Origin of the sequence: Bartonella kosoyi (assembly GCF_003606325.2) — a bacterium.
In the GTDB taxonomy this organism is placed as follows: domain Bacteria; phylum Pseudomonadota; class Alphaproteobacteria; order Rhizobiales; family Rhizobiaceae; genus Bartonella; species Bartonella kosoyi.
Genome location: NZ_CP031843.2, coordinates 1,180,063 through 1,195,314 on the forward strand (window position 1 = coordinate 1,180,063; position 15,252 = coordinate 1,195,314).

Sequence of the window (15,252 nt, forward strand, 5' to 3'; positions counted from 1 at the left end):
ATTCATTTCTCAAGTGTGGTCAAAGAATTTTTCTGTTAAATGAGCTTATTCTAGGCATTATTCTTCATACAAAAAGCAATGGAATGACGGCTTTTAGTAAATAATACTCTTTTTGAGAGCCTAGCTTATGGGTATGATAGAAGCATATGGCTCATTTATAAAGCATCAGTCTATCAGATACACTTATGAATTGAGAGATCTTCAACACAAGAAGGTGTGCAAGAGTGTTTTTATCACACAGATTTAGATAAAATCTTATAAAGATTATGGCTGTATATGATTTCTTATAACACGAATATTACGAAGATATTTAAGCAAATAAGACAAAAAGTTTTATTGATTATCTATCTGGTTTTTCAAAAATTAATTTTATAATTATTGATATAATACTGGATAATAATGTGAAATATGAATCTATAAAAGCTAATAGAGATTAAATAAATAAAGAGAAATATAAAGAGTATTTAAAAATTTTTACAATATTATTTATTAGTAAAATAATTTAATATTTAAATATAAACTTTAATTTTTTATAATTGTGTCATTTTTGCTATAGATTTTTTGCAAAAAATGTGAAAACATCCACCATTATTTACGTTCAAATTAGCTTTTAGGGGAGCAATTATGATTAAAAAGTATTTAATATCAACATCTATCTTTTCTTTAATGTCAATTTCTGTATTACAGGCAGCAGATGCTATTGTTCCTGAGCAACATGCTCCTGTTATTACAGTGCCTGCTTTTTCTTGGACAGGATTTTATATTGGAGGACAGATTGGTAACTTTTCAAGTAAAACTGCTGTGAATTATTTGATAGATGAGACTGCTGGAAAATGGGAGGCTCTTCCGAAAGAGAATTTACCTAAACTTTCTGGTTTTATAGGGGGAATTTATGCAGGTTCCAATATTGATATCGATAATGGTTTTATTATTGGTGTTGAGACGGATATTATGTGGTCTAATAAAAAGCACACGAAAGACATCCCAATACCTCAAAACAGTCAAGCTGGAGAAACAGCACAATCTTCAAAAACAAAAAGTTTAACGAGGGTTTCTGATGACGAGGAATCTTCAGAATCACTTATTAAAGGTATAAGTCATACTTTAAAACAAAAATGGTCTGGTGCTACACGGGTAAAAGTTGGGTTTGCGCTTGAGCGTATGATGCCTTATCTTTCCGGTGGAATTGCTTATACGCAGCTTCAGAATATTTTTGGGTTCGTTGTTGATAGCAGATTTAGAGAAGCACTTAGAGAAGCAGTTGATTCGTCTAATTTGGTGCATGATGAAAAAAAGACCATGATTGGTTATACTCTTGGTGGGGGAGTTGATTTTGCAATGACTGATAATATTCTTTTGCGTGCAGAATATCGTTATTCAGATTTTGGTAAGAAGAAATTTGTGCAAGATAAAGTTGAAATGGACTACAAGACAAACGACTTTCGTGTGGGGGTCGCTTATAAATTTTAATTTTTTGCAGAATTAAACAATTTAAAAGCCTCATTTTAAAATGAGGCTTTTATTTTTCAAATAGATACTGATAAATACTCCTCTACTGAGGAGAGGTACTATTTTATTTGGACAATAGTTTGATTTATAAAAACAAATTACTATTTCATGTGGAAAATAATTCAGAATATGGTAGAATTCTCTCATTTAAAATCTATTCCACGTCGAAACAATCAAAATCATTTGTCTGTACGTTACAGGCTAGGAAAGCCTGTGCGTATAAAAACATTAAGGAAAGAATAAAAATATTTTTTATGAACTATCTCAAGCATTAAAGATTGTCCCAACATTAGGGGGCAAAATGTGTAATGGTAGCAAATTTCTTCTTCATAAACGCAAAGATATGCGGCTTAATGGGACTTTGCCATCAAATCATTCATAGGAGCCGTTGTGAAAGGGGTTGAGTAGCAAAGATGTTCTTTAAAATAAGCGCGTGAATAGGCAATCCAATAACACTCTCTTGTATTTGAAAGACCTCTTATAAAATTAAATTTTCTATTTTACGTTATCATAAAATATTTTATTTAATAATAAAAAAATCGCATAAAATCATATCCACAAAATAAATCCAATAATAATAAAAATTCATATTATAATTTTTTATTATTATTAGATAATTCATGCTTTATTATAGATAATAATACAATAATAATAAAGATTCTTATAAAATGATTTATAGGAAAAAATAGATAGAAAATTAGAAATTTATCGAGACATAAAAAGCATTATTCTCTATGTTTATTATTAAATGAGAAGCTATGATTTTTTATAAATTTTTCAAATATTCGATAATAACTGTCACGTATAATGGTAGGGGGGCATTTCAAATCTATTTGCCATAAATCAATATCATTTTTTATGAATTACAGGGGGGATGGATTATTGAAATTATATGTTTTAGTTATTATTGGGCTTTTTATCGTCATTGATATTTAGGCATGGAAGCTAAATGCGCCTCTCTATATCCTATAAAATATCATGATTATAGGGGGATGAGAATTTTTCCTATGAGATCCTTTAGAGAGAGTGCGCGATGAAGTGTAATGGCAAGGTTTGTAGAACTTTGTGAAGTTAAGTCATATGCGCAATCAGCAGGTGGAATCCGTACGAAAATAATCCGGATTATTGCTAGATCAGATAGGTGAGAAAGCTTCGTTCTTAAGAATGGGAAAGAAGTAAACCAATGAATTTGTAATGTGAGCCACATAAGAGGGGTGGCCAATGGAGCTCTCTGAGAGAAATTGAGCCGTCGACAAAGAAGGTAGAGTTTTTTCTTGTTAAGAGAAGGAGGGCAATAAAATTATGATTTATGAAAGGGAGGATATGAAGTGAAAATATTTTCGTCTTTTGTTTTTTTGACAACTTTAGAAGTGTTTAAAGATTAATTGTTTCAGTACAAGCGATTTCGTTTTGGGGGCTGATAACGCTATAACGTTGCAATTGACAGTGCCATTGATTTTGTAAGCGTTCAATGGAAAATAAGTTAAAACCTGCGGGTGGTTTTTTATCACCAAAAGCTTGTGATGCGGAAGGAACACCAACAATAGGAATTTTTTTAATTGGTCCTTCAATCCACTTCAATGTGGGTAAATGAGTATGCCCGTGAAGAATAAGTTCGCAACCGTGGTGTTTGATAACCTCTAGAAAACGTTTTGTATCTCGTAGTTTTTTATGCCAAGATGTTGCTTTGGGAAAAGGGGGATGGTGGATCATGACAACACGAAAAAGGTTGCGCTGTGCTGCTTCTTTTAAAAAGTGCGGTAACGTTTGCGCTTGCATTTTACCAAAATAACCAGAAGCTTGAAAAGGTGGAGTCGCAATGGCTGAAGAAGCAGCTATGATGGCGACATCTTCGCGAATGCGCATATAAGGAAACGGAAAGGTACTTTTTTGAGGTATGTCTCCTGTGATCCAAGGTTTAAAGAGCATACATGCTTTTTGGAGGGCTCCGCGGACATAGGCATCATGATTTCCAAATGTCAAAGAAATATCTTGAGGTTGTCCTAAGGTCATGAGCCAACGACGCGCCTGTTCAAATTCCTTATCAAGAGCAAGATTCACAAGATCACCAGAGATCACAACATGATCAGGCTTTGTTTTGTTCAAGGCATCTATTAAAGTTTCGAGGACATTTGTTGCCATTTGACTCTTACGTTTTTTTTGCCAATTTAAGTAACCGGTAAGACGCTTTCCAGAAAGTTCAAAAAGGGAAGGTTTCGGGAGAGGGGAAAGATGTATATCCGATATATGGGCAAGATAAAACATAAAATCTCGTAGAGTATTAAAAAGGATTTAAAGAATAAGCATAAGATAAGTTTATGCTGAAAGGCAAGAAGGATTGTAAAATGAAAAATAGCCTATTGAAAAATATTGGAAAGAATTGATGTTTTATTATATTTTTTATGAAAAAGAATAGGGCAATACAACAGAGCATTCCTAGAAACCGATATGTCTTTTGTATGATAGGATAAATTTTAAAAGAATAGTCATAAAATTTTAAGATTTTTAAACGGCTTTTATACGACCAAACATTATCATAAAAAAATCTAATCACTCAGTGTAAAATGCAAAAGAATGTATTGTATTTATCAGGATTTTTTATGGTTTTACGCTGCCATATATCACTTTTAATGGGAGATGTTTTTACACAAAACAGAACGCTTTAAGAGGAATATCCCCCAATAAAATATCATTATGTTGTACATTCACATATTTTTTGGAAAAATATTTTCTAGAGCGCTTAATTTCATTTCACGAAAATTTTCGATTCTATGAAAATTCTCGTTTATAAGACTTATTATGCACTACTATGTTTACACTTATACAGGTTGCTAACCAAAAGCATCATACGACTTCATCCCAACTTTATAAAAATCCTTACTTTAAGAGGATTCATAAGAAACATTTTCTTCTCTTTTCAATAGTCTTTATTCATACAATTCTCTTCTAATGATGTGCAAGAGAACGATTTTCATTGATTTAATATGGAAAGGATTACAAATAAGGAAAACCCTACAGAGAAGAATAGTGCAATATGAATAAATAATAAATTATTTATTATAAATCAATATCTTATCTAAATATAAAAAACAAGTAAATACATAAAAAGATAAACTGAATTTTAAAACTATTTTACGAAATCTTAAGATTTTTTAACGGCTTTCGCGATACCACATGCTGCTCAACAGTAAAAGACAAACAAGCAGGGCAAAAAAACCAGAAAATAACGAAAAATAAAAGGTATTGATTAAACGCGTTTCTGTCGCTTCTTTCAAAATGATTGAATGTGCTGGCGAAGATAATGGGTTTATTTTTGATTGAATGAGCTTGATTGGAGGAAGATGAATGTTTTCTTTTCCCTCAGGGTGTAAACGTCCGATGTAGCCACCCGTGTGCTTAATAATGGGGGCTAATTTTTCTTGTGTTGAAATTAAGTCAAACAATTCAAGATTATCGAGCATCCCTACAGAAGACAGTATTGTTAGATCGCCATTTTTTATGGTAAAAATTCCTGTCTCATCAGTGGCTACAGTTGCGGAGAAGAGACCTTCTTTCTCTTGAGTAAGGATGATCTTTTGTTTTTTTCCAGAAGGCAAAGTTATTTCAGCGGGTTCTGGATGGTCTTTCAGAGTTTGGCGGCGAATTGTTAAATGATGATGGTTGCTGGTCGCACTTAATTTTTCTTCCTCAAGTTCTGGTTCTTTCATGAGCCAATGGGCAATTCGGCGATACAGAGTCGCATAAGGACCACCACCTTCAAAACCTCGTGCCCAAAGCCAACTTTCATCGGAAAGCAACATACCTACACGCCCTTTATCAATATGGGAAAGAATTAAAAGTGCTTGTTCATCGGCTCCTTTCATGAGGGCTGTGCCTTTGTATGCATCTTGAATAGCAATTTGTCGTAGCCAGCGCCCCCATTGAGAAGCTGGAAGGTTAAGTGTTGCAAGATCCCTTGTGACAGGATGACGTTCGCCTTCTTTGGTTAACGCGGGGCGAAAAGGTTTTTCAAGAATAGTTCCATTGGGCAATGCCGGTAGAATGCTTATTAAAGGTGTTTTTGCAAGTGAGTTTTTTTGGATAAATTCAGGTCCTGTTACCATTAGCAATGCACCACCCTTTTGTACATATTGGGCGATATAATCATAATAAATTAAAGGCAAAACGGCAGAGTGCTGGTAACCATCAAGGATGATGAGATCAAAGTTATTAATCTCTTCAACAAAGAGCTTTCTTGTGGGAAAGACCACCAAGGATAATTGGCTTAAAGGTGTATTATCTGCTTTGGTGGGGGGACGTAAAATCGTAAAGTGAACAAGATCAATATTAGAGTCACCTTTCAAAAGGTCTCGCCAAGTTCGTTCTCCATTATAAGGGGCACCTGAAATAAGAAGAACGCGTAAATTTTCTCTGATTCCTTCAATGGTTGTTATGGCGCGGTTGTTTTCAATGCTTAGTTCACCTTTATAAGGTTCAGTTGTTGCTTGGATAATATTTTTTTCAGCATGGGGAAGGATAATTTCAGTTTGAAAAATAATACCAGGAGTCACAGAATAATGGCCAACTTCTTGTCCATTGACACTGAGTGTAATATTGGCTTTCTGTGGTATTGTTTTTGGGCGGACTCCTTGATCTTTTACCAAAATGGAAAGCCTTTGTGGTTTGTTGACAAGAGTAAAGCGTGGAGGAGAAATAAACTTGATTTGACGATCAAATTCATCTGAGCGTCCTGTGATCAGAGCATTAAGAGGGGCTTCATGATGAAGATTTGATAGAGCAGGAATGTCATGTACTTGTCCATCAGTGATAAAAATGGTTCCTGCATAACGAGAGGATGGTACATCAGAGAGTGCTTGTGTTAAAGCATCAAACAAATTTGTTGAGGGGGCATATCGATGATCAGCCAGTTTTCCAGCTTCAATAAAACGTGGTTCAAATTGTGGATAATGCACCAATGTTTTGATTAATTGCGCGCGCGCTTTATCACTGTCGTCTATCCGTGTTCCAAAAGTTTGGCTTTTGCTGCGGTCAATAACAATGCCTACTGTACTTTTCAGCGGTTCGCGCTGTTCTTTGATAATCATTGGATTAAGCAAAGCAAGAATGAGAGCGCTCAATGCCATCAGACGAAATAAAGATCCTTGACGTTGTGTAACAAGACCACCAACAACAAAAAGAATGGATATTCCGCTTAACAGCAGAATCCAAAAGAGAGGTAAAAAAGGCTGAAAAGTGAAAAGTGGTATCATTGCCTTCTTTCTCTTTTAAAGCGTTCCAAGAGCGCTGGAACATGAATTTGATCTGCTTTATAGTTTCCAGTAAGCACATAAAGGACAATATTTAAGCCTGCGCGAAATGCCCATAGACGTTGCATTGGATCATTGGGAACAAGGGGATATTTCCATGTTCCTTTTTCATCGAGTGCCCAAGCGCCGGCAAAGTTATTTGCGGTGATGAGCAGGGAACTTACATTATCACCAAGGCTAAGAGAATTTTTATTTTTTTTGTTCGTTGATGAGGATTCAACCCATAAAGGTGAACCACGGTAGAGACCAGGAAAATCTGGCATAATATAAAAGGAACGCGCAATAACATGATCTGTTGAGGCTGGCTCAATGGAGGGAATGTTTAACCCTTTTAAGATGGTTCGTAATCTTTGTGTTTCTGGAGTAGCATCTCCTTCAAGATTAAGATTGCTCTTTATCTGATCACGCGTGTCAAATAAAATGGTTCCTCCATGTTTCATAAAGTTATTTATTTTTTCAAGACTTTTTGGAGTTAGTATAGGCCCCTTAACATCAATGGGCCAGTAAATAAGAGGATAAAAGGAGAGTTCATCTTTATCGAGATCAAGTGCTGTAACAGAGCCGGGGGTAAGCATTGTGCGCTCTGCGATAAATTGGCTTAAGGCTTCTAGACCACTTTTACTCGTTGTATCAATTTCATGATTGTTGGTTATAACATAGGCAAGATGCGTTGCACCAGCAGCTTCTACACTATCATGATAATTTTCTGTCGTTTGTGCATGAAGCCTTGGATCATATGAAAACAGGCCAATCAGAATGATGAGAGGAAGAAAAAACAGATTACGCCGTTTATTAAAAGAAAAAATACCTCCCATCCATAAAATGAGAAAATGATCAAAAGCGAACAATAAGAGGGCTAATCCTAAAAGGGGACCGATAAGATTTTTTTCTTTTGTATCGTAAGATGAAGGATTCTTATTAAGAGAAGTTGGCAATGATGATTGTTTCATCAAGCGCGATGAATGGTTTAAGAGATTAAGCGCATAAAAGTCATTTTTGACACCATAAAGTCCTGGAGGCGTATGATAGGAAGGATGGGGTGGATTTTGAGCGTCAAAGACCAGTCGAACAACATCAGAGGGTGGTACTTGTAATTGTCCATCAGCGGCTATAGTTCGCCAAGGATTTTGGACCATTGTTCTTTTTTCTTTGTATGTTAGGTTTGTGTTTTCGTAAGACCCTAATGTGATTAGTTTTTGCAACATTTGTGCAAAAAAGCCAGAAAGAGGAAGATTAGACCACGTAGGGTCAGGGGCAATATGAATGAGAATGAGAGTTCCTTTACTACGTTTTGCTGCGGTAATAAGAGGGGTTCCATCCGAAAGGCTAAGCCATGTTTTTTCAAAAAGATCTGGGATTGGTTCTGCCAAGATTTGGCGCGAGATAGTGACATCTTCTGGAAAAGGAAGATCAAAGAAAAAGCTATTTTTTGCAAAAGGGGCAAGCTTTTGTGGTTTCGTCCAAGACATAATACTTCCAAGAGAACGTTGCCCCTGACGTAGCTGTACCGGAAGAAGACTATCGTAATGTTCTGCACTACTGAGTTTTTCTCCTGCAAAGCGGATGAGTGTTCCCCCTTTATTCACAAAATCAGAAAGCTTTTTTTCTGCTTTTTCAGGGATATTAACCATGTCGCCCATAATGAAAACAGATGGATTTTGTTTAAGCAAATGATCAATATCTGTTGAAAGTTCTCTTCCACCGGAATTTATAAGCTGTGTATGACCTTGTAATGCTTTGATAATGTAATAAAATGGAGTAAGTAAAGGCTGTGTCATTTCATTGGTATCGGGGGAGAGAAGAGCAACACGGCTCACTTTGTTATGGCTGTCTACTAAGAAAGTTGCCGCAGCATGGTTTTGGTTATTGATTTTTATCCAAGCGATATCGTTGCGTAGTTCAAGGGGGACATCAAAAGGAACAAGAGCTGTTGTTTCGCCTTCAGAAAAATTTTTTGTAAATTGACCGAGAAGTTGATTGTTTAAATCGTAAAGGCTGAGTGTAACAGGCGTTGTGCCATGTGTTGTTGAGCGAATAATACGCGCGACCATATTTCCATCGTTATTTTCTATGGATGTTATGCCGATTAAATCGGAAATATTAGTCAAATACCACAAGAAGTTTCTAGGTTTTAATTCTTCAAGTAGAGCAAAAGTTTGCTCATCGTCATTTGTTTGTAATCCATCGCTTAAATAAGCGATATCAAGAGGCTTTCCTTTGTTTATTTTACTGAATTCTTTTAAGATATGCACACGATTTACAGGCCAAGGACGCGGTTGCAAATGCATTAAATGCTTCTTTATAACCTTTGCTGGTTTGGGTTCCACATTGGAGATATCATTTTCAGCTGTTGCAACAAGATAAATATTTTTTTGCTGTTTTTCTGCCTGTGCAAGGAGCATTTCAGCGATAGAGATACGTTTTTTCCATTCTTTTATAGATGCCCACCCATTATCAATAATGAGCGCAAGGGGTTGAGATCCGGAAAAACTTATAGGTTTTTGATTCCAAGTGGGGCGGGCTAGAGCGATGATAACCAGTGCGGCTATGGTTAAACGCAACAAGAGCAACCACCAAGGGGTATGTTTTGCTGTTTCCTGCTGATGAGTGGGTTTGGGTAAGAAGCGGAAAGGAGGAAAGAGCTCTTTACGTGGAGATGGAGGGGTTATCCGCAACAGCCACCAAATGACGGGCAGAAATAAGAGCCCTAATAACAGAAAGGGAGCAGCAAAACTCAAAGTGCCCTCCTTTTTTGCAATGAAGAGCCATTCATGGTATTTGCAAGATGCAAAATGGTTTCTGTTAAAGGTTGATCTGTTGTACTAACGTGATAAGACCACCCTTGGCGTACACAAAAATTTACCAATTCTTGTCGACGTGCTTGATATAGCTTACAATAGCTCTTACGGAGATTTTCTGCTTTTCCAAAAATGTGTTTTTCTTTTGTTTCAGGATCAAAAAATTCTGTATGACCTGTGTAAGGAAAGCTTTCTTCTGCAGGATCAGTAATTTCAATTAAATGAGCTGTCACCTGTTTTGTCGATAAAGCAATTAAATGTTGAATGATTTTTTCAGGATGATCGAGAAAATCACTCATTATAATGGCGTGTGAAAAGCGTGTAATCGTTGAAAAATCCGGAAATGAATTTTCATTTGAATGACTTTCTAAAGCAAAGGCTATTTGTTCTACTACATTGGATGTTATTGTGGGGGGCATTAAGTTGGGAATAGCAATATATTCGCCGCACCGTGCCAGAAGTGATGCCAAGGCAAGGGTTAAAATGATGGCATGATTGCCTTTAGAGATTTTAGAAAAGCGCGAACAGTAATGCATTGATGGGCTCTGATCAGGCCAAAGCCAAACGGTTTGCGTCATTTGCCATTCGTGCTCGCGGAGATAGGTATTTTCATCACGCGCTGAGCGACGCCAATCAATGCGGGTAATGGATTCTCCCTCCATATAGGGACGAAATTGCCAAAAATTTTCTCCATGACCGCGTTTGCGTTGCCCATGCCAGCCGGTTATCAGTGTATTGGCAATATGACGTGCCTGTAAAAGGAAATATGGCATTTTCCTAGTATCCTTATACAGCTCTTTTGCCAGCGACAATGGAGGTTTTTGTAAAACTTTTTTGCCAATAGCCATTTAAAGGGCATCTTTCACAAGGTTATTGATAATATCTTTTACGGTTATATCTTCAGAACGGGCAGAAAAATTAAGCGCCATGCGGTGTTGTAATACAGGACAGGCCAAAGCTTCAACATCATCAAGTGAGGGGGCTAAACGCCCATAATAAAGAGCACGAGCGCGAACACAAAGTGAAAGGGCTTGTGATGCGCGCGGCCCTGGTCCCCAAGAAACATAAGTATTGGCAAGGCTATTGTCTTTATCAGGTCGGGCTGAGCGGACAATTTTTAAAATAGCTTCGATTACATTTTCTGAAAGAGGCATTTTGCGAACGATATTTTGAATTTTTTGTAATTTTTTAGCGGATAAAATTGCTTTTACATTTGATCTTTTTTCTTTTGTTGTTTCTAAAATGATCCGCCGCTCTGTTGTAAGATCAGGATAATCAATATCAATTTGCATCAAAAAGCGATCGAGTTGAGCTTCAGGAAGTGGATAGGTTCCTTCTTGCTCAAGAGGATTTTGCGTTGCAAGAACGTGAAAAGGTTGTGGTAAATCATAACGGGTCCCTGCAACGGTCACATGATATTCCTGCATAGCCTGTAAAAGAGCTGACTGTGTGCGTGGAGAGGCACGATTGATTTCATCGGCCATGAGAAGCTGCGTGAAAATGGGACCTTGAACGTAGCGAAAAGAACGTTTTCCCTCTTTATCGGAATCCATGATTTCAGAACCGATAATATCTGATGGCATTAAGTCTGGGGTAAACTGGATACGTTTTTCATCAAGTCCTAAAACGGTTCCCAATGTTTCCACAAGACGTGTTTTTGCAAGCCCCGGAGCACCGACAAGAAGAGCATGACCACCAGCAAAAATAGCCGTTAAAGCATATTCAATGATATGACTTTGCCCAAAAATAACTTTGTCAATTTCTTGTTGTATAATATCTAATTCTTGGTGTGCCGTATCAATATCCTCAATAATGACTTGGGCCTCATGTTTAGTATTAACCTTTTTCACAGAATTAGATGCTGGATCACGGTGACTCATATTTTTTCCTTAAGGCGTTTGTCGCAAAAATGGTAATTTTCTCTGTACGATAATGGATATCTTATTGTTTGTAACAGAAAATGAGAAGAAAAGAAGCATCATAAGCCGTTTTTTTTTCATATTCATGTATAGATAGAGAAAAGTTTTTTTGAAAGAAAGCTGCATGTTTTATAAGGAATGTTTTAAAAACTTTGTTTTATGAAGAGAGTTTTTGAAAGCAGTGAAGACAACTTTTTTGAAAGGTTAAAGGGTGAATATAAGGCAGAACTTCAAACAGGCTGCGTGGTTACAACAAAGTGATGTCCAAACACTTCTTCGTATTTTATCTTTAGAGGGGGAGGAGGCACGTATCGTAGGGGGAGCAGTGCGCAATCAACTATTAGGGCAACCTATTAGTGATATTGACATTGCGACAACCTGCTTACCGCAACAGATTATCGCGCGTGTAGAAGAAGCAGGATTTAAAGCTATTCCGACAGGGATTGCTTTTGGTACAATAACAGTGGTTGCGCATTCATGTTGTTATGAGGTCACAACGCTTCGCAGCGACATTGAAACAGATGGTCGTCATGCAAAAGTGGTATTTGGGCGTGATTGGAAAAAAGATGCTGAACGGCGAGATTTTACGATAAATGCCCTTTATTGTGATGCCGCTGGCAACCTTTATGATGATGTAGGAGGCTTGAGCGATATTGCGAGCCGAACAGTTCGTTTTATCGGTTTTGCAGAAAATCGTATTAGTGAAGATTATTTGCGTATTTTACGGTTTTTTCGCTTTTTTGCGTGGTATGGAGCGGGGCGACCTGATGGGCAAGGATTGAAGGCATGTGTTCGTTTAAAAGATGGTTTAAAAAAACTTTCTTCTGAGCGTATTTGGGCAGAAATGAAAAAGCTTCTTTTAGCTTTTGACCCAACACGTGCTCTTTTATGGATGCGACAAAGCAGAATTTTGTCACTCATTTTTCCTGAAACAGAAAAATGGGGCATTGATGCAATTCACGCATTGGTGAAAACAGAACAGATGCTTGGTTGGAAAGTTGATCCATTTTTACGGCTAGAAAGTCTTCTTCCTCCTGATCCTGCACGTCTTCATAAAATGGCACAGCGTTTGCGTTTTTCCCATAAGGAAACAACACGGTTAAAGGAATGGGCAGAGTTAGAAATAATAAGCCAAAACTGTTCTGATCATTTTGTACAAAAATTGATTTATTTTCATGGGCGACAGCCGGTTTTAGATCAATTATCCTTGTCTGTGGCTGCATCACATGCCGATATTCCAGAAAAAGGGGATACTTTGCAAAAAAAAGAAGAGTATCTCAAACTTTATCAGCTTGTTCAAAAATGGCAGATTCCAACTTTTCCCATTAATGGTAACGATTTAATAAAAAGAGGTTTTTCAAAAGGTATCCTTTTAGGAAAAAAGCTTAAAGAACTAGAAATGATATGGGTTGAAAGTGGATTTTTAATGGATCGTCATGCCTTATTAGAAAAAATTGATTGATAATATGGGGGTTATAAACGTACGGTTGTTTTTTTTTAAATTAATATATTCATTTATAATAATAATTTATCATTGTTCATATGAAATAAGAGCGCCGAATATTGTGAGATTATCTTATTTCAAACTTGTTCATATAACATCTAACATCAATAAAAAATATTGCTTTATGCGCTATACGCGAGGTAAGTCGTATGAGGAAAAACGGTTATAGGAAGGAAGAATGCCTCTTATGAATCATATCAAAGTAAGGAGTGTTGCAAGATTTTGAACTGACAAAAAGAATAATAATAACGGTTTGCTCTTTGGGTGAGCATAAAGAGGAAGATGTCAAATGGTTCTTACTATGAGGGGTATTTAATCAGTCACAGGTGGTGATATGAAATGGATGTAATGAGCAATAGAATGGCACTTGCTGCTTTGTGAGAGAAGTGATTTTAATTAAAGAGTTCTTCTTATTTTATAGCGGTTTATTTGAGCCGCTCTTGATTATCGAGAAACGGCAGGTGTTATACGCTTTAACTGTTATTTATAGGATAGCTTATGTGCTTTTAAGATTTATAAAATTGCTGAAAGATGAGCTTTTTCTCCTTATTTGAAAACCAGATTTATACATTTTGATTATTCTATTCAAGCTTTGATAAAATTGTTGTGTTGCTATAAATTACAATTTCCTTCATGATAACCAATTTGGCGTAGTGCTTCTCCTGTTGTTATGGCCACGCTCATGGCGAGGTTTAGAGAGCGTGCTTGTGGCTGCATGGGAATTTTTAATGTGTAATCGGCAGCGTCGTGAACATAATCGGGAACCCCAGCTGATTCACGACCAAAAAGTAAAACATCATTTTTTTGATAGTATATCTGTGTATAGCATGTTTTTGCTTTTGTACTTAAAAGCAACAGACGGCGGTTAAAGTGTTTCATGGAGCTTATAAAATGTTGCCAATCAATGTGTCGTTCTAAGGAAGCATATTCGAGATAATCTAATCCTGCACGTTTGAGATTACGATCCGACAGATTAAAGCCTGCGGGTTCAATGATGTGTACATGTAAACCAAAACAAGCACTAAGACGTAAAATCGTTCCGGTATTACCAGCAATATCAGGTTGGAAAAGAGCTATATGAAGTGTCATATTCTCTGTAATATGATTTTTTTCAACTTTGTAAAGAAGTGCCGTAATTTATTCGAAAAATATTCTTGAGAAATATATGGTTTGTACATCTAGTTTTTATACCCTTTAAGTTTAAGGGAAAAAGTTACGGATAAAGATTTTTTAAAGGTAAGAGAAAATCCCTTGATTAGTGATTTCCTTTGATTAAGCAATAGATAAAATGAATTAGCTCATTATGATGAAAACTAGGATATTTAATGAGATTGGCTCATTTATTTGGGTTGAGATTTGACCATATCAAGAAAACCAAAGCGTTTATTTACACGCTTTCTCCATTTTATCAAGCAAAAGAAGGGCTTCGAGTGATTGAATAGGAACAGAGGTATGAAATACAAGAAACTTACGCTATTTTGATTTCTTATTCACTCTGTAAAGCAGCAAATTATCATTAAACTCATTTTGTGCTAATCATACAAATAACAGAAATTTTCTACAGGAATATTTTTATGGGTTAAGACAACGGATTGATCAGGCATTGTACAATGGGTGAGGCTATGATAAAAGAACATTTTAGCGAATAATTTCTTTAAGTTAAGGCAATGGGTGAGCAGACAAGACGGGATTTTCTGTTTTTGGTAACAGCTGTTGCAGGAGCAGTTGGAATGGGGGTGGTTGCGTGGCCTTTTATCCGTCAGTTGCGTCCAGATGAGGCTGTTTTAGCATCTTCTTTCATTGAGGTTGACCTTTCTGGTATTGAAGAGGGGATGTCGGTGACGGTAAAGTGGCGGGGTCAGCCTGTTGTTATTCGAAACCGTACGGCAAAAGAAATTGCTGATGCGCGCGCTGTGAATTTGAGTCTTCTAAAAGATCGTCAAGCCCGCAATCCTAATCTTGAAGATGAAAAAGAAGCGACGGATTTTGCACGTTCAGCCGGTAAAGGCCGTGAAAATTGGCTTATTGTCATCAATCTTTGTACGCATCTAGGCTGTGTAACACTTGGGCAATCGGGGAAATTTGGAGGGTGGTTGTGCCCGTGTCATGGGTCTGTTTATGATACCGCTGGAAGAGTGCGGTCAGGTCCAGCGAACTATAATTTGGCGATCCCCCCTTACCAGTTTCTTTCTGATACTTTGCTCAAAATAGGATAA

General features: G+C 36.7%; 9 protein-coding genes. 3 read left to right on the forward strand and 6 right to left on the reverse strand.

Going from position 1 to position 15,252, the window contains the following annotated elements:
• Positions 1-624 precede the first annotated feature (624 nt).
• A complete protein-coding gene (locus D1093_RS05140; RefSeq protein WP_120101092.1) occupies positions 625-1,470 on the forward strand; it encodes an outer membrane protein in 846 nt (281 codons plus the stop codon).
• A 1,413-nt stretch (positions 1,471-2,883) separates the two neighbouring features.
• Here D1093_RS05140 and D1093_RS05145 read toward each other — a convergent pair.
• The 5 genes from D1093_RS05145 to D1093_RS05165 form a co-directional block, all read right to left on the reverse strand.
• Positions 2,884-3,774, reverse strand: coding sequence for a metallophosphoesterase family protein (locus D1093_RS05145; protein WP_120101094.1), 891 nt, complete (start codon positions 3,772-3,774; stop codon positions 2,884-2,886).
• A gap of 887 nt (positions 3,775-4,661) precedes the next feature.
• Positions 4,662-6,758: a hypothetical protein gene (locus D1093_RS05150; RefSeq protein ID WP_120101096.1), complete on the reverse strand. Its 2,097-nt coding sequence runs from the start codon at positions 6,756-6,758 to the stop codon at positions 4,662-4,664.
• On the reverse strand, positions 6,755-9,553 hold the full coding sequence (locus tag D1093_RS05155; protein WP_120101098.1) for a DUF4159 domain-containing protein: 2,799 nt from the start codon (positions 9,551-9,553) through the stop codon (positions 6,755-6,757). Before D1093_RS05155 ends, D1093_RS05150 begins: the two co-directional genes overlap by 4 nt.
• Complete coding sequence (locus D1093_RS05160) at positions 9,550-10,461, reverse strand: DUF58 domain-containing protein (RefSeq protein WP_120101099.1); 912 nt, start codon at positions 10,459-10,461, stop codon at positions 9,550-9,552. The genes D1093_RS05155 and D1093_RS05160 overlap by 4 nt, the downstream gene beginning before the upstream one ends.
• Positions 10,462-11,493, reverse strand: coding sequence for an AAA family ATPase (locus tag D1093_RS05165; protein WP_120101101.1), 1,032 nt, complete (start codon positions 11,491-11,493; stop codon positions 10,462-10,464).
• A gap of 250 nt (positions 11,494-11,743) precedes the next feature.
• Between D1093_RS05165 and D1093_RS05170 the strand changes: the two genes are divergently transcribed.
• Positions 11,744-12,994: a CCA tRNA nucleotidyltransferase gene (locus D1093_RS05170; protein WP_120101103.1), complete on the forward strand. Its 1,251-nt coding sequence runs from the start codon at positions 11,744-11,746 to the stop codon at positions 12,992-12,994.
• Between the two features lie 654 nt (positions 12,995-13,648).
• Here D1093_RS05170 and D1093_RS05175 read toward each other — a convergent pair.
• Positions 13,649-14,125 carry a tRNA (cytidine(34)-2'-O)-methyltransferase gene (locus tag D1093_RS05175; RefSeq protein WP_120101105.1) on the reverse strand — a complete coding sequence of 159 codons (477 nt, stop codon included), beginning with the start codon at positions 14,123-14,125 and terminating at the stop codon, positions 13,649-13,651.
• Between the two features lie 578 nt (positions 14,126-14,703).
• Between D1093_RS05175 and petA the strand changes: the two genes are divergently transcribed.
• The gene (gene petA, locus D1093_RS05180) at positions 14,704-15,252 is read left to right on the forward strand and encodes a ubiquinol-cytochrome c reductase iron-sulfur subunit (protein ID WP_120101106.1); all 549 of its coding nucleotides are present in this window, start codon (positions 14,704-14,706) and stop codon (positions 15,250-15,252) included.

Bases quoted from the DNA above. Each gene is read 5' to 3' on its own strand.
- D1093_RS05140 (WP_120101092.1), top strand. From the start codon at position 625: ATGATTAAAAAGTATTTAATATCAACATCTATCTTTTCTTTAATGTCA.
- D1093_RS05145 (WP_120101094.1), bottom strand. From the start codon at position 3,774: ATGTTTTATCTTGCCCATATATCGGATATACATCTTTCCCCTCTCCCG.
- D1093_RS05150 (WP_120101096.1), bottom strand. From the start codon at position 6,758: ATGATACCACTTTTCACTTTTCAGCCTTTTTTACCTCTCTTTTGGATT.
- D1093_RS05160 (WP_120101099.1), bottom strand. From the start codon at position 10,461: ATGGCTATTGGCAAAAAAGTTTTACAAAAACCTCCATTGTCGCTGGCA.
- D1093_RS05165 (WP_120101101.1), bottom strand. From the start codon at position 11,493: ATGAGTCACCGTGATCCAGCATCTAATTCTGTGAAAAAGGTTAATACT.
- D1093_RS05175 (WP_120101105.1), bottom strand. From the start codon at position 14,125: ATGACACTTCATATAGCTCTTTTCCAACCTGATATTGCTGGTAATACC.
- petA (WP_120101106.1), top strand. From the start codon at position 14,704: ATGGGTGAGCAGACAAGACGGGATTTTCTGTTTTTGGTAACAGCTGTT.